We start from the raw sequence: 19,302 nt of genomic DNA on the forward strand, positions 1-19,302 counted from the left end.
CTTTTTTTTACGCCAATCTATCTGCAGCCATTGTTGCCGTCAACTTGCTGTAATGACGATCAATCATGGCGGCACTATTACCCATCTGCTTGGATAGAGTGTGAATATCAGTCTTGTTCTCAAGTAGCTCTAAGGTAGCGTAGGTATGTCTAAGTGAATAGAGTGTTCGCATTTGCCCATCGTGACTAAGCCCCAAACCACTATCACGCATCAATCGTTTGAATGCCCCATCAATCCGCATAGGCTGATGACCATTGGCAAAAACAAAGATGCGCTCTGGTGCTCTTGTCTCAAATAGACGATCAAAGGGAATATCCCATACGGCTCGTTGCCTACTGTGTAATCGCTTGAGAACATCTACTGCCTTATGTTTGGCAATGAGCCAACGCCCTCCTGTCTTGCCATTCACCCAAATACGTAGGTATTTCTTATCTCCCTGCGTGTGCCACTCAATATTGTTCCAGCAGATATTGAGTGCCTCAGTACCATGACGCATGCCTGTATATAAAAGCATTTCAATATAGTCACGTAATAAAGGTCGAGTCTCATGCTCAATCTCTAGTCTGCCTTGCTTGATCCATGGCTCCATAAACTCCAATAAGCGATCAATCTCTTCTCTTGTGAATGCTGGGCGGGTTTTACCTTTTTGCCCTCTAGCTGTGAGTTTGGGAATAGCCACTCGCTCACTGATCCAGCCTTTGCTAATAGCTACAAGCTGTAACTTGGTCCATGCACTGGCAAAGTTCATTAGGGTGCTGGCTCTGGGTACTTTATTCATTTGCCTATTTCGCCAAACTTCAAACTCATGCACATCTGTATAAGTTATTTCTTCTAGTCTTTTATCCTGAAAGTAAGGCAGAAAATATTTCTCAATACAGGTGATATAGCTACCGTACACACTCTTGCCTATACCCACATCCAAGTCTTGCCGCATTGAGTAGAGAGTGGCGTGCGCAATTTCTGCAAACGTGGGCGACTTTTGTGCAAGCCCCAGTCTTTGGCGAAATCTGGTTTCATCGTAAAGATCGCAAGCCATTCGTACAGCGTGTTCAATACTGGCTTGGCGGGTGGTCTGACGATGCCATGAGCCATCTTGCAATCTAAAACGGCAATGCCATAAGGGGCTTCCGGGTCTGCGGTGGATCACTACCTCACCATCACGCAGATAAAGCTCTGTGGGCTCGGCGTATTTGAGCTGGCTTAGGGCTGTGGGCTGGGATTCTTGGAGTGGTGAGGAGATTACTTCTAGATGACTTTCAGGTACCTTGATTACCTTAGTCACTTTGTAGGCGGCATGCTGTTGTCATATAGCTATTTTATTTTCAGACTTTTGTTTGGACAACCGATGAGCGTCGATTAAATCGACACTTAAACTGTAGTAGCATTACCTTATGTCTGAAATCTCCGAATTAACTCAAAAACTTATTGCTTTTAGAGATGCTCGTGATTGGAAGCAATTTCATAATCCGAAAGATCTTGCTGTTGCACTCTCTATTGAATCAGCAGAACTACTTGAAGCATTTCTTTGGAAATCTTCTGAAGAAGCCTCTAAAGATAAAATTAAAGAGGAATTGGCTGATGTTCTAGCCTATGCCTTCCTACTTGCTAATGAATGTGGGCTAGATGTTGCTGAAATAGTCTCTGCCAAGATTGAAGCTAATAGTCTCAAATATCCAGTTGATAAAGCTAAAGGTAGCGCAAAGAAATACAACGAGATTTAATTCTTAGCTCTTAGCCTATCTTGAAAATATGCCTGGGTTTCAGGATCAGTACAAAAGACATAGCATCCCTTCATTCCACGAGTCATCAAAGTCCTATAGGTATTTCTAATAATTCCATCAGCCTTCTTATTTGCCAAGTCTGGATTCGTCTTCAATAGTTTCTTAAATCCACTAATGGATTTATCAGTCTTAGCTCTTGCGTTGGGATTCGTAATTACTTCACCGTTACGCACAATCAGATCGTCACCAATGATCACACCAACATAATCTACCTCTAAACCTTGGCAGGTATGAATACAGCCCACTTCTGATACTGAGTTAGGGGCTTGTATCCATAAAGATCCATCTGTATCTAGATTCCACTGCATTCCAAAGTCGAAATTTGGAAGACTAATATCGAATGCCGATTTATCAGCCCTACTAATCCAATTCCAACAATAGCCCGCAACAATTCTTGCTTTATTGTTAATCTTATTTTTATTAAAGATCAATTCTTTTAGATCATTAGGATTGGATAAAACTTGAAAATCATACTCAAGCCCATCTAATGTCTTGTTTGCCGTCTCCCTAATATCCAAAACATCATCTAGCCAAGCTAGATAACCATCAGAACCATTACATCTAAACTGTGACTCTAATGCCATATTGTGGACTGTAGCATTTTCTAAATTGGCCCACTTTTCAATTTCTTCTTTGCTGCCAATATCACTAAATGTTACTTGCTGATCTTCATCAATAAAGAAGATGGCCAACTTACTAGATTTAATAATTTCTTTAACTTGGTTTTCGCCGATATTTTTAAACATTCCGGACTTTTCATTCAGTCGATGCGCTTCATCAACAACTAGAACATCAAATGCATTGGGCTCCAATGAATGAAATGATCCTGAGCCAGTAAATAGGTTTGAAATAGCAGACTTCCTCATTGACCCAGTCAACTTCGCTTCATATACAGCTCTTGGCGCCGCATTTTTAGTAATGTATTGAGCAACTAATCTCAGCTGTTGAATAATGTTTACTAACAGATTAACTGCCACGACTGACTTTCCCGTTCCAGGCCCACCCTGAACAATCAGAACATTTTTATTGGTAGGAGAAGATTCTTTCGCTAACTTAATAGCAGTTTCATAAACTAACTTTTGCTCATCGAGCATGATGAATTCAGGATTGCCTGCAATCATCCTTGCAAGACTATCGGCTAGGGTCTTAGATGGCTTAATTTTCCCATTCTCTATACGGAACATTAAATTAGACTTATCACCATACTTCACAAAACTTTTGATAAATGTCTTTAACTTTTCTTTTTCATCTTTACCTTTAAGAAATACTGGTGCTCTCTCAATATAGGGTTGATAAAAAATGTTTTTGATTACATCATCTTCAATATAGTTATGAAGGTAGGCGCAAGGTGCAAGATGAATATTGTCTGTATAGACTGTTTCATTCAATTGATTTAGCAATTCACTGTACGACCATGCCTGATAGGAAGGATGGCTTGTCTCAGCCAATCCATGCTGGAATCTTGTTTTAACAATAGCGTCTTTATCTGTTAGTTCAGCAGACTCCCATTGTTTTAATTCAATAATTACAACTTGATCATTATTTGCCTGATCTTGACCAGTTAGTATGAAGTCAATTCTTTTGGATGTTTGCGGGATTGAATACTCAATACTTACGCCAGCATCACTTGGGATTTCTTCATCTTCCATAACTGCGCCCATAAATCGCATGGACTCTTGCCAAGACCTTAACTCGTTTTTAGCAACCCTATGTCCTGTCTTGAGCTTATAAGTTGCCTCAATGATCTCGTGTATTTCATTTGAGATTAGATCTTTTATAAATCGTTCTTTATTGGATTGGTAGATGATCATTTTTTAAATTTCACCTATCCCACAAATCTTTAAAAAATCATAAGTTTGATCGTAAAAAGTCTTTTTTCTTGTTGGATCAGCATCATTACCATCTGGAACAAAGATAACTATCCCTTGTCTACCGCGAGTTAGTAATACGCGATAAGAGTTTGCGATGTACTTTTGTTTTTCAAGATCATGAACTGACTGCCATTTTGAGCCAGAGAAGTTATAGGTGATCCATTTGCCATCTTCAACTCTAAAGTTCGCATCCCAACATACACCAACCCAATCAATCTCTAATCCCTGCACATCAAATTCTGTAGCAACATCTTCTAAATAATGCGAAGAACGAATATCAGATTTACCTTTCAAAAACCATAGTGTTGGATCTATTTCGCCTTTAACAAAGATGCCAGATGGCTTTAATCGAATTGCGTTAGATGAAGCAACCAATCCAATACGCTCGCTTCCTCGAGCCCACTGCCTCAATTGATCTTTTGCCTTCTCTAAATCACGAGTTAGATAAATTGGATAGTTAGTTAGATGCTCTTTAATTTCTCTTGCCCTAATCGCATCGCCTGAAATGACTGCACTTATAAATGCGGATAGTTTCTCGGCTCTAAACGAACGCAATGAAACAGAGAGGTTAAGATCAGGCTCAATGTGCAGTTTGAGTGGCCCTTGGTCTTCCAGCCATTCTCTACTTAATGCGTAATCCGATTTAAAGATTTCATCGGAAAAATGTATTTCCCAATCCTGATAGTTTTCTTTTAGGGCTGTAATCCACTCTGTAATACCGGCCTCCCCAGTATTAATCTCCTGCCCGCCACCAATCAAACACACAACTACACACCAGTCTTTGTGGCGATTCATTACGGATAGCAGGAAGTCAGGTTCAGACATGGAAAAGTTATCTTGCCCACGCTTACGTTTCATAAAAGAAGATGTCTGCTCTTTATTCCACGCTCTTTGTGCTTCGTCAAAAATTACCACTTTTTCAACCGGCGCCTCATTCGAAGCTAAATTATCATCACGAAAATGATGAATATTTTGAATAAATGCTGATGCCTTTTGCTCAGCCGGCTTTCTCTTTATTCTTACGTCTTTTGGTAACAAATCATTCTCAGCCAATTGATCTTGCACTAAAGCCTCTCGTAGTACAGCTACCAATGGTCCATTGCCGGATAAGAAAACAGCATGTTCATTTTCTAGATAGCGCATACGCTCTGTGGCAATATTCAAACCAGCCAAACTTTTTCCAGCACCAGCTGTACCCGTAATTAGGCAAATTACCTTTTTATTGCTAACTTTAGCGTCATCAATGACTCTTGATACATGGCTACAGGTGTTTGTAAGATTTACTGCACCAGCATCAGATCTAGATATTTCTTCTACCTTATGGCCTTTATACAAAGCCTGAGCGGCTTCTACAATCGTTGGTGTTGGATGGTAGGTAGAGTTTATCCATGCATCTGCATCTAATCCTACTTTTGGAAGAGCAGTAGAAAGAAGATTTAGAACGGTTAATAGATTGTCAGAATTAGCCAATAAGGGGCTTGCTATCCCATCAACGCCAATCTCTAAATTAGGGCTTTTGCTTGGTGCATCTGTAGCAATCAGAACCGGAACAATAGTTAAATGATGGCTGGCTTTATGAAAGTTCTTTAGGTCTAGGGCGTAGTCGTAGGCTTGATCTATTGAAGTTGCATCATAAGTTTTCGCACCTACTTTATATTCCAAAACCAAGATTGGACCATTCAATATCAGAATTGCATCTACACGTTTTCCAATTCTAGGTATCTCAAACTCAAGCAATAAGGTTGCATCTGGAAATCTTGCCAAAGTCTGCTTTAACTCTCTAATTTGGCGGCGCCAAGCGTTAATTTGCTGTTGCTCTAGTTGTCTGAATTTATGCTGATTTGTTAACTGGCCCAATATCTCATCTTCTTGACTAACAAGAAATTGATTTACTTTTGCTTTGTATGCAAATCTATTAGATAAGTTCATTTATACATTTTGGCATGTTTGATATATCCTTTTGAAGGATATATCAATCTAACGGGCTCCAACTATGAAAAATGACCGTTTTGGCTTTTTCATAAAAATCATTCAAATATGCCCTTCGGTCGCTTATTGATAAACCGGTTTGTTGAATTAAAGTTTCCCTTAGCGGATGATGACTGCCAATTAAGTACTCATTTCTTTCAAACAACCAACTTAGATACCTAATCTTGGGCAACTTATCAAACTTACCTTTATCGCCTCGATTGCATGCCTTACAAGCCAAAACCAAATTCCAAACTCCATCAACTTGAAATAATCCAGCCTGCTTGAGCTTGTGTGGGAAAAAATGATCAACATCTACGTCATCTGCTGTGTCTACCCTAATATTTACTCGGCAATAAAAACATTTACCCTTTTGATAACCATTAAGTGCACTTCTTGAGCTGGTCACAGCCTTTCTCTTTTTCAACTTATCTATTGCAAACAACTCATTGTCATCAATACTATGTTGGATTGTTAGAAGGCTTTTTGAGATGCCCAATTCCCATGCTGTCTCTACTAGGCGCCACCTAGACTCCACCTCAGATAAAAGGTTTACTGACTGATAGCCTTCAAGTAACTTTGAGAATTCATCAGTAATGCGAATACCTTGATTTGTAGATCGCTCATCTATATAAAACCTCTTTGGTACCTCGCCCGAGCCAACGATATGAAAAGCATCTATTACATTATTAAATCCAAGCCTTACTGTCTGATCCACTAATTTTTCTTTATCGTTAGAATCGATAGCGTAGGATTTGCAAGCATCTAGAAACTTGCTACTGGCTGAAGTTGCTTGTTTAGGTGAGTGCCTGAGGTGTTCTGCTATATGTCCCGCAAAATGGGGCGCAAGATCTGTTAATTTAATCAACTGACCAGACTCAGCCTTAATATCTAATAATGACTTTGCTAGAGCAAACTTGTAACTGGCTACATTCCGACCAAATAGAATAATTCCACGCCAATAATCTTCTAAGTTTGGTTCTTTGCTAATGAAGCTATCTGAGACCACTTAGTAAAACCCTTTGCCTGGAATTGTGTGCCTTACTCCACCGCGAGGGTTCTCAACATCACCAGTTCTTCGGGGAATTAAATGGGTATGGCAATGAAACACCGTTTGGCCTGCTGAAGGTCCTGCATTCATACCAATATTGAATCCATCAACAGAGGCATCTTCTGCTTGTATATCTTGTTTGATTTTCTTCAATAGCTCGTCACAAGCTAGAAGTTCTTCTTTGGTTAAATCAAAGTAATCCACAGCATGGCGCTTGGGAATTATTAGGGTATGTAGGGGCGTTACTGGAAAGCCATCTCTTATGGCGTAAGCCAAGTCATTGCGATCAATTATCCGATCTTCAGTCATCTCACAAAAAAGACAAGCCATAGCCATTTCCAATTTATTAATTTCATTAAGTATTGGAACTATTTTGACACTTTTTAGTGAAATTTCTGCATTTAACGACATGAGCGTCGATTTAATCGACGCTTACTAACAATTAAGTAAATGTCCTTTTAAAGGACAGTTTCTGCGAGGGGTACCCCGAGCACGACCACTTGAATAGCAGAAACGGTAGGATAGGATTTGGCATCCTGAACCTAGAGTTAGCGCTCTTAGAAAGATAGCCACGCTGGGCTAAGGTAGTCGCACCATCTACTACTTTGGTGCCACTATAGAATCTTGGTGGCCCGGGGCGGAATCGAACCACCGACACAAGGATTTTCAATCCTCTGCTCTACCGACTGAGCTACCAGGCCATTTAAGAGTGTTTATTATACGCAAACTGTTAAACCAGAGCCTAATTTGCGGGCTGTAGACTAATTCTGTCTGTCATTGTGCTTAAAACTACCTAACTACCATACCAAAATCTGCCTAAAAGTAGCTTGCGTACACGTAGCACACCGCACGTTGTTAAAAACGCCGTAAAACGTTTGGTTTACGTAGGTGACGTTTCAAAACGACTCTTTATGCGGGGAATTTGCCCTCTGCTGTAGCAGCAATGATTTGTTTGGCTTGCTTAACGTAACGGCTGACAGACGCAGCCAATATATTGCGCCTCTCAATTTCCGTACGTCCTTCTTCTCCATATTTGGACTTTTCTGCTGATTTAACTACCCGCAACTTATCGCCCAACTGCCACACAGTTAACTTCTCCGCTTTTGGTAACTGGCTATTAGCAACGTACGCTTCATACACAGTAAACGTTGTGCGTAAGTTATCTATTGTGTGGTTGCGGTTAATGGGGTATTTGGCTGTGCTTTTAGCCCACTGCTCTGCCGTACGCCCTCTTTCTGCTGTGTGGTGCTTTTTAACTAAGTCCATAAACTTACTGTAGATATAGCGTTTACTCATACTCATTGGCACAGCTACAACCATTACGCTGTCACCCCACGTATCGTCCCACTCTATTTTGTTAGTTAGCTTTGTGAGGCTTTGTGGCAATGGCTTTTCCGCAAACAGCGAAACGCCTCTCTCTTTCCACCAGTCCTTAAAACTGTCACCCCTAACGTCGCCAAAGTCTTTATATAACTCTGCCAACTTGCCCTTACCGCCTAATTCACAACACTTAATGTAGTCCTCATTTAAGCGTAAAAAAGCCCACCACCAATAGTACGGACTGCGCTGTTGGTATGTGGGTGACTTTGGCTTGTGCTTAGTACCAAAAGTGGGGTGCTGCGCTGAAAAATGTACCTTCATTTATTAACATCCAAATAGTTATTAATTGGTTTGCCATCTACAAAATACGTCTACTTCTGTATGATATTACATATGGTTAGTAAGGAATTTTTATTAACACTAATCATAAATCTAACTTAAATTGAAAGGCATTAAAAATGACACAAACTACTGTAACTACTGCTGTAAACACTATTGCTAACAACGCTGTTGTAACCGCTAACGCAGAGTCGTTTACAAACGACAACGCTAAAGCAATGTTAACAACTGATTCGCTGTCTTTTATTGAATTGCTTAAAAACGAGCAAGAAGTATGGGCAGACAATGCGTTTAAGAACAGTAATGACTTGCTGTACGCAATTTTGGCTAAATGCTACGCTAAGTATGAAGAAATGTGCGAAGCAACTGAGAACGCTAAAACGCTGCGTACGCAATTGGACGACTATATGACGCTACACAACGTAGCAGTGAATAAAAAGTCACACACACTACACAAAATTGTTAAATGCGTGTTTGGCGCAGACAGACGACGTGTAAGTGCGTACAGCATTGTTTTGCGTACTGCTAACGTTAAACAAGTTAAAAGCGCAGATATTGCTGACTTTATTAGAAATAACGGCGGCGTAGAAGAAATACGCTTAGCTAAAAACGGCAATGCGCTGTCCGCAATGCAAAAAGCTGAAGTGGCTAAAACTACTGTAGCAAGTGCTGTATTAGCTGAAGTTAGCAGCGAAGCTATTGCTAAGCAAGTGGACGCTGCGTGTATTGGACAGCAAGTAGTGTTTGTAGCTACACAGCAAGCTAACGGCAAGTTTGCTATTAACGCTGTAACTAATAGCACTACGGCTGTAAATGCTGCTTTAGCTGCTTACTACAGCGCAAACAAAGACGGCATTAAAAAACAAGTGGCAGAGCGTAGCGTGGCAAGTAATGACGCACAGCTAAATGACGCTATTGCTAACGTAGCAGCTTAATTAACGAAAACTATGGGGCAACGTGTAACAGCGTTGCCCTTTTTTATTACAAATAAGGAGAAGTGTATGTTTAATGATTTTGAAGAAAAGTACAGCCCAAAAACGCTTAATGACATTGTGTTTCACAGCGTTAACGCAAAACAGACTGTAGAAGACATTGTTAGTGGCTTAATGGGCTTTCCAACTGGCGGCATTAACGGCATATTGCTATACGGTGTTAATGGGACTGGCAAAACTGCTTTAGCAAAGATATTGCCAGACTTAATAGAAGCAGCACGTGGCGGTAGCAGTCCGTATGTTACCTATTACAAAATAGCACAGGGTGGGGACAACGGCGCAAGCGTAATTGAAAGCATTAAGTCACAAGCGCAACTTATTCCATTAATGGGCACGTACCACTACTTTATTTTGGACGAAGTGGATAACTTACGTGCTGAGTCAATGTCGTCCTTAAAAGTAGCAATGAATACAAATACAAATCAGTGCGTGTATATCTTTACTACTAATAGACTTGCGCTTATTGAAAATGGCGTACAGGATAGGTGTGAGCGTGTGGAGTTTAATGCTGCTGCTGATATTGAGTGGCTGCCTGTAGTTAAGCGCATATTGGCTGACTACAACGTCACTGGTGTGACAGACGGCGACATACTAGAAATTATTAGCTACTGTAACGGCAGCGCAAGACGCATACTCAATGCGGCACGTAAGTTAGTTGTACAGCAATATAGGGCTAATAAATGGGACTTAAAGTTAGCAGCGTAGTGCCGTTGTATACGCAGTCGTTTTAACACGACAAGAAAAAGCCCGCCGTAGTTAGCGGGCTTTTTTATATTGACATTCCTTAAGCTATATTTGTAACCTATTAGTCAATCTTACCAATAACATTTTGATTTGTTAAGGCGCGAATAATAGGGTCACACGCATCACCCTTATAAGTATCTATTCTTGCTGGGCCTGATATTGGATTAAATTCTGACAAGCAAATTACTTCGCTTGCTTTCACAGTAACTGGCGCTGATGCTTCTCCGCCACCCATTACACGCTTATTTCCATATACGTTATAAACACCTGGCACTACCTTTACTACAGAGTATGTCCCCTTAGGCTGCGTAAATGCTGTATTGTTAATTTTGAAATCCGTATCGCCAGAACCTAAATATGAAACTGTTTCTGTCCCAACGGGAATTAAGTAGGTTCCGCCATCCTTTGGAATAAGTTGTTTACCAGCATTTGCTGTCCTTGCGGCTTCCATTCTATTGCCTGTAGCCACTGTAGATATAACACTACAGCCGGATAATTGAAGTGCGCCTATTACAAACATTACTAATGTAATTATTTTTTTCATCATTTATTTCCGTTAATTAAAAAAGCCACTAATGAAAGTGGCTTTGTATGGAGATTTATTAACAAACTTAAAACTTATAGCCAACGCTAATAGAGGGCGCCTGAACAGTAATATTGTTTTTGTTGTAGTAGCTCATATAGTCAACTTGTCCATATACGTCTTTTGTGAAGTTGAATTGTGCGCCAGCGCCATAAGAAAAATCTGAACCAGTAGACCAAGCACTTGCGTAACGTCCGCCATTAGTTGCTGTAGCACTAACAGTGGCACTTGTAACACCAGCTCTTACAAATAGTGAGAAATCATCATTTACAGGAAGAGAAAACTTAGCGTAGCCACCATAAGCGCTACTTACTTTTGCGTTAATACTGGTGCTTCCACTGTTAAAGTTTGCTGAGTTTAAGTTACCAGCAGCCATTACTTCAGCAGCGATATATTTATTAATGTTGTAGCCAGCTTTAATCTCGCCCATTGCGTTATTAAAATTAGCATTACTTTCTTTGTAATAGGCTTGTGCCAAACCTAATTCAGCATAAAAACCTGTTTCTTTGTTAGCTTGAGCTTGCGCCATTGCGCCAGTTGCCGCCACAGATAAAAGTGATGCTACTAATAAATTCTTTTTCATTTAATTGCCCTCTATGTTTAATAACAACTTTGGCATTTATAGAGTTTTAGTTATAAACGGGCAATTACCTTTAGATAGCTAAAACAACGTTATATTTCAACATTGTTTTTCAATGTTGTTTTAAGTTGTTTTTAATTTCTATAAAACATACAGTTATAGAAATAAGAAATAAAAATAGCTTACTAAGGGTGTTGTTTTATGGAACAAGAAATTAACGTTATTAAATATTTGGTAGCGTTACGCAACTGTAGCAAACAGAGTTTGCCAATGAGTGACAGCTTAGTCGCCTACGACTTAATATTGTTAATAGCAATTCAATGTGGGGAGCGTCAGCCACTTTCCGTTAAGCAGTTATTTTCTTCATTGCCTCATTCCTATTCAGCTGTAAGAGAGCACTACAACCGCTTATTAAATGACGGCTACGTTGTACACAAGCAAGACGAAAAAGATAAGCGCATTAAGTATATTGAGCCAACAGAAAAATTTATTGGCTCTGTAGTTAACTATGCTAATAACGCAAAAGCGATTTTAAATACCCCCCCCCTCAGCATTTCAGCACGTCTTTAGCTTAGCCACTTTTTCATACAGTCGTGTCAAAACGACTAATTACATTCATTAAGCCAGCTTTTCTGCTGCCATAGTTGCCGTTAGCTTGCTGTAGTGCTTTTCTAACATCCCTACGCTTGTACCCATTTGCCTCGCTAATGTATGTATATCTATTGCGTCGTCCATTAACGCTAACGTAGCGTATGCGTGACGCAGGCTATATAAGGTTCTTTGCTGCTTTGTTTTAGTGTCATACGTTAAGTGAGCAAAGTGAAGTAACCACCTGAACGTTGTATGTAGACTTTTGGGCTGTGTGCCGTCACTAAGTCTAAATACCCTAATTGTTGTTCTACGCTTAATTGCTTCATTTAAGTTTTTAGCAATTAAGTCTTTCTGTCTAATAGCCAAACGCTCAAAAGCGGCAATGCCAAAGTTTCTAACTATTAACTGTCTGCCGCCTGTTTTGCCATTCACATACAAGCATAAGTATCTTTTGCCAGTAGCTGCTTCGTCATACCAGTCCACGTGCTTCCACTGTAAATTCATACTCTCTTTGCCGCAGCGCATACCCGTTGCTATCAATATCTCTACATAGTCACGCAGCAGCTTACGCATATCACGTGCCAATTCCGTGTGTCCGCCGTTAGAAAATTCAGGCAAGTACTCCAATAGCTTGTGTACCTCTTCACGTGTAAAGCCCGCACGTGGTGTGCTGGCTCTACCTCTTCTATTCAAAAACGCAATAGGACTATTAGCACTTACCCAGCCACGCTGTATGGCTGACTTAATTACTCTGCTGTACGCACTGGCGTGTGTCATTAGTGTGCTGGCTTTTGGCGTAATGCCCATTTCATTGTTACGCCACTGCTCATACTCACTTACTACTTGCTCGCTAATGTTATCAACCATATAACTACCAAAAAATGGAATAAGATATTTGTTAATGACACGCTTGTAGTCTTTATTAGTGTGCGCCTTAATGCCCGCTTGTATTTCTCTGTCAATGTCTTGTAAGCAGCGATTAGCCACAGTATCAAAACGACGGCTAACTACGGGCACACCAATTCGCTCCTTAAATCGCGCCTCGTCATACATTTCACAAGCGACTTGCCGGGCAAACTGTAGGTTGTAGTGTTTAGTTGAGTGCCTGTGCCACTGCCTGTCAAATAACTTAAAGCGCACCTGCCATACATTGCTACGTGCGTGTTTATATAAAACCACTTCCCCGTCACGCAAATAAATGATGTTGGTATTTTCTTTACTGTTTAACTTGGTGACAAACTCCCAATTGACTATTGGCTTTGCTGGTATGGGAAATAGTAGCTGCGTCTGTTTACGGCGTGTACGCATTACAGCCCCATATGCGTAGTCGTGTCAAAACGACTATTAAGTACACTCATTACGCCAACTCCACTGCTTTACGCATTAATTCTGCGTTAACGTCTATATATGACTGTGTGGTGCTCATTGACTGGTGTCCTGCCAAACTCATTAATACCCGCACTCCCACACCCTTATTTGCTAATGACGTAATAAACGTACGTCTGCCACTGTGACTGCTTGCGCCGTCTATGCCAGCACCTCTGTACATTGTTAGAAAGTGCTGCGCTGCTGTATTAGGCGTAAAGCCACGCTCTCTATTCTTTTGCGTACCAAATAATGGCTGCTGTGGACTGCGAACAGTAAGCGTAGCAACGTAAGTGGCCAACTCTTTACGTAAACGCTCGTTAATAAACACAGTACGTGCGTGTTGGTGTTTAGTGCGCTCTTTATCTAAATGTACTTCTGTCTTAATGGTGCCGTCTGCCCCAACAACATCCTCTACCCGTAGCTGTGCCAGTTCGCCTACACGTACGCCACATAAAAATGTTGTCAAAATCATTGCCCTATTGCGTAGTGCGTGTTTACGGGTAGCAACGTAATCCAAAACACGGCGCACTTCTTGCTGGCTAAGTGTCTTTGCTTGTTTCATACACAGTCTCCTTAATCAATAAATAACTGTGTATAAGCGTAATTTCTGTTGTTTAGAAAGAGCAACCGCTTGTTGTAAGTGGTGCTCTTTCAGCTTTTTCAATGACTTACATAAAAAACCAAATACATTCACTGTTCTATTTGGTTTTCTTTTTTACTTCTTTTCACTTGCTTTGTGGCTTTTAGACTACGGCTTGCTGTTATCTGTCTGTTAACATCGCAGCAAGCGCTACAAGCTATTTAAGCGGTTCTCTGCTGTGCTGCTATGTACTCCACCAAATTGACAGCGTATACGGGGGATTTGAGGTGAGTAAGCTGCGAAATGGGTACGCAGCACTTAAATTTCTGCGCTGCGGATTTTTTAACTTCTGTTTTTTATCAACCCCACCACTTTTTTACTCACCCCCCATTGCTTACTACGCTAAGCAGCTAAGTCGTAATTGCTGGCAAATAAGTTAGGACTGCGCTGCCCACTACTTGCGTCCCTACAACTTTTCACTGTTAGGCGCTCTTGTAGCTTTACGTCTTTCTCCTCGTCCAATACCAATAACTTAAAGTCACCAGTATTCAAATTCATTAAAGCAAAGCCAATAACACGAGGCTTCAATAAATTATTGTCAAATCGTTTAATCCAACTACACGCTAAGTCTTTGCGCTGCGCCTCTGTTTTAATGCCCACTTGCTCATAGCACTCTTCTGCGTAAGCCAATAACTCCATATCGTTATCTGTCTTAATGCTTGCTTCCCAATTGGCGTGTGGCACTAAGTCAATTAGGTACTTAATGCTTTGTTTATGTAAGTCCACTGTGCCATTCATTATTGCGTTGTGATATTGCCCTTTGCCATATGTCGTACCAAACTTTGGGTTGTTGTATAGGCGTACTGCTATTTCTGTTGTTGTCATTTCATTTTCCTTTTTCTGTTGTTGCGCTGTTGCTTCTTAGTTACAGAAGTGGCGATGCCAAAAGAAGAAGTTACTTGTCTCTGTTGCCGTCACTAAGTCACATTACGAGTAACAGCAGTTACTTGTAACAAGTAACTTGTTTCTTTGTGTCACTACGTAACTGGCAACCAATAGCAACTCCAAAGCAACTCGCACTTTTATTTATCTAAACCAAATAAAACAGTAATAAATCTGGCTTAGAAATACGTGGTTATTAGGTATTTTGGTGAAATAGGTTGTCCATTTGTGATGAGTGAAATTAACTTACAAACACTCATTAACAAAAGGAGAAAGATATGAGCGCAATTGGTAACTTAAAACTTAGCAGCACTAAACGTCCAACAGCAATGCCTGCCGTACAACTACGCCGTAATAAGCTGGCTAAAAAAGTATGGGAGCAAATTCAGTTAGCTAAAGCACAACAAAGCGGCACTACGTTTAGCGTTGTACGTCATAAAACTTTACGCAATGAAGACGGCACAAGTAGAAACGTGGAATTACATAAGCGTGTACGGCAATGGTGGTTTGTAGCGGCTAACGGCAAGCTGTGCTTAAACGTACGTTATGGCGCAAAGCTAATTGAAATTACAAAAGGCAAAAGCACAGTAGAAGTTGGCACAACAACAGAGCTTGTGCCTACATTAGAAATTATTAAGGGGGCTGTAGAAGCGGGTGAATTGGACACGCAGTTAGAGCAAGTTAGTGGCGCTGTAGCTGCTGCGTTTAAGCATTAAGCGGGTAAGGGTGCTGCCGTATGCGTAGCACCCACTTGCTGTCGTTTCAACACGACTACGTAAGCATTTCCAATAAATACATAAAAGGAAAAGTGCTATGCGTATGAATGAATTTATGAAGGACGAGGATAAGAATGAATTGCTACAACTGCTAAACCAATTCTTTGCCAGTAAGTTTGCTGCGCCACAAGCCCAACCCAACCAACCCTCCCAACCTAAACCCATACCCCCGCCTAATAAAGCGATACCCTCACCAGCCTCTGCCCAACCCCCACAACAAAAAGCACCACCCCCACAAGCTAAGCCACCAACCCTTCCGCAAAAACTCCACAACGTACAGCAGCGCAAAATGAATGCGCTTGCTAATCGCTATACCCAGTCCGCCTTAAAGCAGCAAGCCCAACCAACTGAAACAGATAAAGTGCTGGCGTTGCGTAACGTAGCGCAGCAAAAGTTTGACAACAAGTAAGTGTCGTTTCAACACGTCACTTCGCTGAAGTGCGTTTATGCGCCAAAAGACGGAGTATTAGTGGTGAATATGGCTGTATAAAAAAATATTGGTGACACTGACGACAGGCATAGCAAAAATGGTTAAGCGTTGGCAACGTCACACGTTTTGAAATACGTAATTACGTTTTGCTACGCTACTTTTTATGTGAAGAAATTTTTAACGACTGTAAAAATATTCTGTGATTTTGTTTAGCAAACTTTGTAACTTACCAAACTCTAATCGCCCGCAAAGCCTTATTATATATGGCTCTGCCGTCTTACAGGATGCTTTTCAATCCTCTGCTCTACCGACTGAGCTACCAGGCCAAGACTGGAATTATAAATGAAAGTGTGTTTTAGCCTGAAAAAATGGGCTTGCTGGACTTAACTAGCTGTAGTTAAAGCCTTGGAGCGGGCAGCATGTAATTTCCTATAGCTGTCGATCAAGCGGTGGTGCCGGTCAAGTCCCTCGAGTTTTGCACTGGTTGGGGTCAGGCCGTAAAAACGCAGTGTGCCATCTACAGAACCCATTACCGCGTCCATCAGCTCATTGCCAAACATACGGCGGAAGTTGACTTCGTAGTCATCAAGCTGCAAATCATCATCTAGCAGAATCTCTAGAACTGCATTTAAGGCCTGATAGAACAATTTGCGCTCAACTGTGTTGTCGTTGTATTGAAGGAAGGCGCCCACCAGATCATGCGCTTCATCAAATTGCTTTAATGCAAGATGAATTAACAACTTCAACTCCAGAACTGTTAACTGGCCCCAAGTTGTATTTTCATCAAACTCAATGCCAATTAATGTTGCAATGTCGCCATACTCATCTAGCTCGTTATTTTCTAGACGCTCAAGTAATGCACCCAGTCTAGCGTTATCTAATGTGTGTAGATTCAAAATATCAGCGCGAAATAACAAGGCCTTGTTCGTGTTATCCCAAACCAGATCTTCAATTGGATAAACCTCCGAATAACCTGGGACCAATATTCTGCAGGCTATCGCGCCTAGTTCGTCGTATACCGCAACGTAAGCCTCTTTATTCATATCCTTGAGGATGCCAAACAAGGCCGCAGCCTCCTCAGCATTAGAGCTCTCACCCCGCCCCGAGAAATCCCATTCAACAAATTCGTAATCTGACTTTGCGCTAAAAAAACGCCATGACACTATGCCGCTGGAATCAATAAAGTGTTCAACAAAGTTATTAGGTTCAGTCACCGCTTCGCTTGAAAAAGTGGGTGGGGGCAAATCATTGAGACCCTCTAAGCTTCGACCCTGGAGCAATTCCGTTAAGCTTCGCTCCAATGCGATCTCTAAACGCGGGTGCGCTCCGAAGGAAGCAAATACGCCCCCTGTTCGCGGATTCATTAAGGTCACGCACATCACTGGATAAACTCCGCCAAGTGAGGCATCCTTTATCAACACTGGAAAGCCCTGCTCTTCTAATCCTCGAATCCCTTCCAAAATACCGGGATACTTAGCCAGCACTTCCTGCGGCACATCGGGTAGAGCAATTTCACCTTCTAGAATTTCACGTTTAACTGCACGCTCGAAAATCTCTGATAGGCACTGTACTTGGGCCTCAGCGAGGGTGTTGCCAGCACTCATGCCATTGCTGACATAAAGATTTTCAATCAGGTTCGATGGAAAATAAATAGTCTTGCCATCAGATTGACGTACATAAGGTAACGAACAAATACCGCGCTCTGCATTACCTGAATTCGTATCCATTAAATGTGAACCACGCAACTCACCGTCAGGATTAAAAATTTCTAGGCAATATTCATCCAAAATTTCTGTTGGTAATGCATCATCGCCACCCGGTTGAAACCAGCGCTCATTTGGATAATGCACAAATGCTCTATTGGCGATATCCTCTCCCCAGTATGCGCCAGCATAAAAATGGTTGTTGCTTAATCGCTCGAGGTATTCTCCTAAAGCAGAAGCCAAAGCGCTTTCTTTTGTTGATCCCTTCCCGTTGGTAAAACACATCGGCGAATGTGCATCGCGTATATGTAAGGACCAGACGTTTGGAATAATGTTGCGCCATGAAGCAATTTCAATCTTGATTCCAAGGTTTGCTAACACACCAGACATATTGGCAATGGTTTGCTCTAGCGGTAGATCCTTGCCAGCAATAAAAGTTTTTGCATCGGCAGCTGGCTTTAATGTCAACAAGGTCTGCGCATCGGCATCCAAGTTTTTAACTTCTTCTATGACAAACTCTGGACCGGCTTGCACCACTCTTTTAACAGTACATCTCTCAATGGAGCGCAAAATACCTTGGCGGTCATTGGCAGAAATATCTTCTGGTAACTCAACCTGGATCCTGAAAATCTGCTGATAGCGATTTTCAGGATCGACAATATTATTTTGTGAGAGACGAATATTTTCGGTAGAGATCTTTCGGGTGTCGCAGTACAGCTTCACAAAATAAGCAGCGCATAGGGCCGATGAAGCCAGAAAATAATCGAATGGTCCAGGAGCTGAACCATCACCCTTATACCTTATCGATTGATCGGCAATCACGGTGAAGTCATCGAACTTAGCTTCAAGGCGAAACTTGTCGAGAAAGTTGACTTTAATTTCCATAGGAATGATTCCGAATAAGATATATCACTGACTGGGGTGAGCACGGCCTTAGCTTTAAACAAACGTACATGCAAAAATAATTACCAAGTGCTTACGGCAAATATTGTCAGACTTATTGCTCGCCCTTATTGCGTGATGTATCAATTCCTAAAGCTTTGAGCTTACGATATAAATGCGTTCTCTCTAGTCCAGTGTATTCAGAGATCTTCGTCATGCTGCCACCCATAATTTGCATTTGATGCTCAAAATAGGCCTTTTCAAAAAGATCTCTGGCTTCTCGTAGGGGTAGATCAAAATACGTTTTGGCGATTCCACTGATGAACTCGCCTTCGGCAGGCGCTGGAGCAGGCTCAGTAGCAAGCGACTTTGGGGAAGCGCCTGCAGCTAGGCTGGACTGAACTACTCTCTCTTCTGCTGGCTCTATATATTTTGGTGAATTCTCTAGGGCTTTGCTGACGGTCTTCAGAAGTTTTTGTAAAGCAATCGGCTTTTCTAAAAAGTTCAGTGCGCCAATGCGTGTGGCCTCAACGGCTGTATCAATCGTGGCATGACCAGACATCATGACTACTGGCATGGTTAGCTGCCCAGTCTTTGACCACTCTTTTAATAAAGTAATACCGTCAGTATCTGGCATCCAAATGTCTAGCAGCACCAGATCAGGACGCATTTGTTCACGAATAGTGCGCGCCTGAATAGCGCTCTCTGCAGCATAAACAGTATGACCTTCATCTGTCAGAATCTCATTGAGAAGCTCACGAATGCCCATCTCATCATCCACGACCAAAATGCTCGCCATGC

The 19,302-nt window shown here is 41.4% G+C and carries 19 protein-coding genes and 1 tRNA gene; 6 read left to right on the forward strand and 14 right to left on the reverse strand.

The genetic code is table 11. The features are described 5' to 3' along the window. Positions 1-7: 7 nt before the first annotated feature. The gene (locus tag ICN35_RS00140) at positions 8-1,282 is read right to left on the reverse strand and encodes a tyrosine-type recombinase/integrase (protein WP_216123360.1); all 1,275 of its coding nucleotides are present in this window, start codon (positions 1,280-1,282) and stop codon (positions 8-10) included. Between the two features lie 109 nt (positions 1,283-1,391). On the opposite strand from ICN35_RS00140, the gene ICN35_RS00145 reads away from it, so the two are divergent. Beyond that, positions 1,392-1,721, forward strand: coding sequence for a nucleotide pyrophosphohydrolase (locus ICN35_RS00145; protein ID WP_216860780.1), 330 nt, complete (start codon positions 1,392-1,394; stop codon positions 1,719-1,721). On the opposite strand, the gene ICN35_RS00150 is transcribed toward ICN35_RS00145, so the two are convergent. The 6 genes from ICN35_RS00150 to ICN35_RS00175 form a co-directional block, all read right to left on the reverse strand. Continuing rightward, complete coding sequence (locus ICN35_RS00150) at positions 1,718-3,592, reverse strand: DUF2075 domain-containing protein (protein ID WP_216123362.1); 1,875 nt, start codon at positions 3,590-3,592, stop codon at positions 1,718-1,720. The two genes, ICN35_RS00145 and ICN35_RS00150, sit on opposite strands and share 4 nt — an antisense overlap. Positions 3,593-3,595: 3 nt before the next feature. Further along, entirely contained in the window at positions 3,596-5,581 is a 1,986-nt protein-coding gene (locus ICN35_RS00155) for a DUF2075 domain-containing protein (RefSeq protein WP_216123364.1), read from the reverse strand. A 43-nt stretch (positions 5,582-5,624) separates the two neighbouring features. Continuing rightward, a complete protein-coding gene (locus ICN35_RS11455) occupies positions 5,625-6,629 on the reverse strand; it encodes an HNH endonuclease domain-containing protein (protein ID WP_216123366.1) in 1,005 nt (334 codons plus the stop codon). Then, a complete protein-coding gene (locus ICN35_RS00165; protein WP_255535632.1) occupies positions 6,630-7,082 on the reverse strand; it encodes an HIT family protein in 453 nt (150 codons plus the stop codon). Positions 7,083-7,296: 214 nt separating this feature from the next. Further along, positions 7,297-7,372 (reverse strand) — tRNA-Phe (locus tag ICN35_RS00170). A 208-nt stretch (positions 7,373-7,580) separates the two neighbouring features. Beyond that, the gene (locus ICN35_RS00175; protein ID WP_216123368.1) at positions 7,581-8,312 is read right to left on the reverse strand and encodes a hypothetical protein; all 732 of its coding nucleotides are present in this window, start codon (positions 8,310-8,312) and stop codon (positions 7,581-7,583) included. 137 nt (positions 8,313-8,449) lie between these two features. Here ICN35_RS00175 and ICN35_RS00180 point away from each other — a divergent pair, with 137 nt between their 5' ends. After that, positions 8,450-9,265: a hypothetical protein gene (locus ICN35_RS00180; RefSeq protein WP_216123370.1), complete on the forward strand. Its 816-nt coding sequence runs from the start codon at positions 8,450-8,452 to the stop codon at positions 9,263-9,265. 66 nt (positions 9,266-9,331) lie between these two features. Further along, positions 9,332-10,027: an AAA family ATPase gene (locus ICN35_RS00185; protein ID WP_216123372.1), complete on the forward strand. Its 696-nt coding sequence runs from the start codon at positions 9,332-9,334 to the stop codon at positions 10,025-10,027. A gap of 100 nt (positions 10,028-10,127) precedes the next feature. On the opposite strand, the gene ICN35_RS00190 is transcribed toward ICN35_RS00185, so the two are convergent. Then, on the reverse strand, positions 10,128-10,613 hold the full coding sequence (locus ICN35_RS00190; RefSeq protein ID WP_216123374.1) for a hypothetical protein: 486 nt from the start codon (positions 10,611-10,613) through the stop codon (positions 10,128-10,130). Between the two features lie 64 nt (positions 10,614-10,677). Continuing rightward, positions 10,678-11,232, reverse strand: a complete 555-nt coding sequence (locus ICN35_RS00195) for a porin family protein (protein ID WP_216123376.1) — start codon at positions 11,230-11,232, stop codon at positions 10,678-10,680. A 198-nt stretch (positions 11,233-11,430) separates the two neighbouring features. Between ICN35_RS00195 and ICN35_RS00200 the strand changes: the two genes are divergently transcribed. Next, positions 11,431-11,799, forward strand: a complete 369-nt coding sequence (locus ICN35_RS00200; protein ID WP_216123379.1) for a hypothetical protein — start codon at positions 11,431-11,433, stop codon at positions 11,797-11,799. Between the two features lie 48 nt (positions 11,800-11,847). On the opposite strand, the gene ICN35_RS00205 is transcribed toward ICN35_RS00200, so the two are convergent. The 3 genes from ICN35_RS00205 to ICN35_RS00215 form a co-directional block, all read right to left on the reverse strand. Continuing rightward, complete coding sequence (locus ICN35_RS00205; RefSeq protein ID WP_216123381.1) at positions 11,848-13,128, reverse strand: integrase; 1,281 nt, start codon at positions 13,126-13,128, stop codon at positions 11,848-11,850. 49 nt (positions 13,129-13,177) lie between these two features. Then, positions 13,178-13,750: a site-specific integrase gene (locus ICN35_RS00210; protein ID WP_215303933.1), complete on the reverse strand. Its 573-nt coding sequence runs from the start codon at positions 13,748-13,750 to the stop codon at positions 13,178-13,180. Positions 13,751-14,170: 420 nt separating this feature from the next. Then, positions 14,171-14,653, reverse strand: a complete 483-nt coding sequence (locus tag ICN35_RS00215; protein ID WP_215290265.1) for a hypothetical protein — start codon at positions 14,651-14,653, stop codon at positions 14,171-14,173. Positions 14,654-14,988: 335 nt separating this feature from the next. Between ICN35_RS00215 and ICN35_RS00220 the strand changes: the two genes are divergently transcribed. Further along, complete coding sequence (locus ICN35_RS00220) at positions 14,989-15,426, forward strand: DUF6641 family protein (protein ID WP_216123383.1); 438 nt, start codon at positions 14,989-14,991, stop codon at positions 15,424-15,426. A gap of 97 nt (positions 15,427-15,523) precedes the next feature. Continuing rightward, the gene (locus ICN35_RS00225) at positions 15,524-15,895 is read left to right on the forward strand and encodes a hypothetical protein (protein ID WP_216123384.1); all 372 of its coding nucleotides are present in this window, start codon (positions 15,524-15,526) and stop codon (positions 15,893-15,895) included. A 404-nt stretch (positions 15,896-16,299) separates the two neighbouring features. On the opposite strand, the gene ICN35_RS00230 is transcribed toward ICN35_RS00225, so the two are convergent. Beyond that, a complete protein-coding gene (locus ICN35_RS00230; protein ID WP_216123386.1) occupies positions 16,300-18,504 on the reverse strand; it encodes an OsmC domain/YcaO domain-containing protein in 2,205 nt (734 codons plus the stop codon). A gap of 112 nt (positions 18,505-18,616) precedes the next feature. Further along, positions 18,617-19,300 carry a response regulator gene (locus ICN35_RS00235; RefSeq protein WP_216123388.1) on the reverse strand — a complete coding sequence of 228 codons (684 nt, stop codon included), beginning with the start codon at positions 19,298-19,300 and terminating at the stop codon, positions 18,617-18,619. Positions 19,301-19,302: the final 2 nt, after the last annotated feature.

The organism is Polynucleobacter sp. es-GGE-1, assembly GCF_018882005.1.
GTDB lineage: Bacteria > Pseudomonadota > Gammaproteobacteria > Burkholderiales > Burkholderiaceae > Polynucleobacter.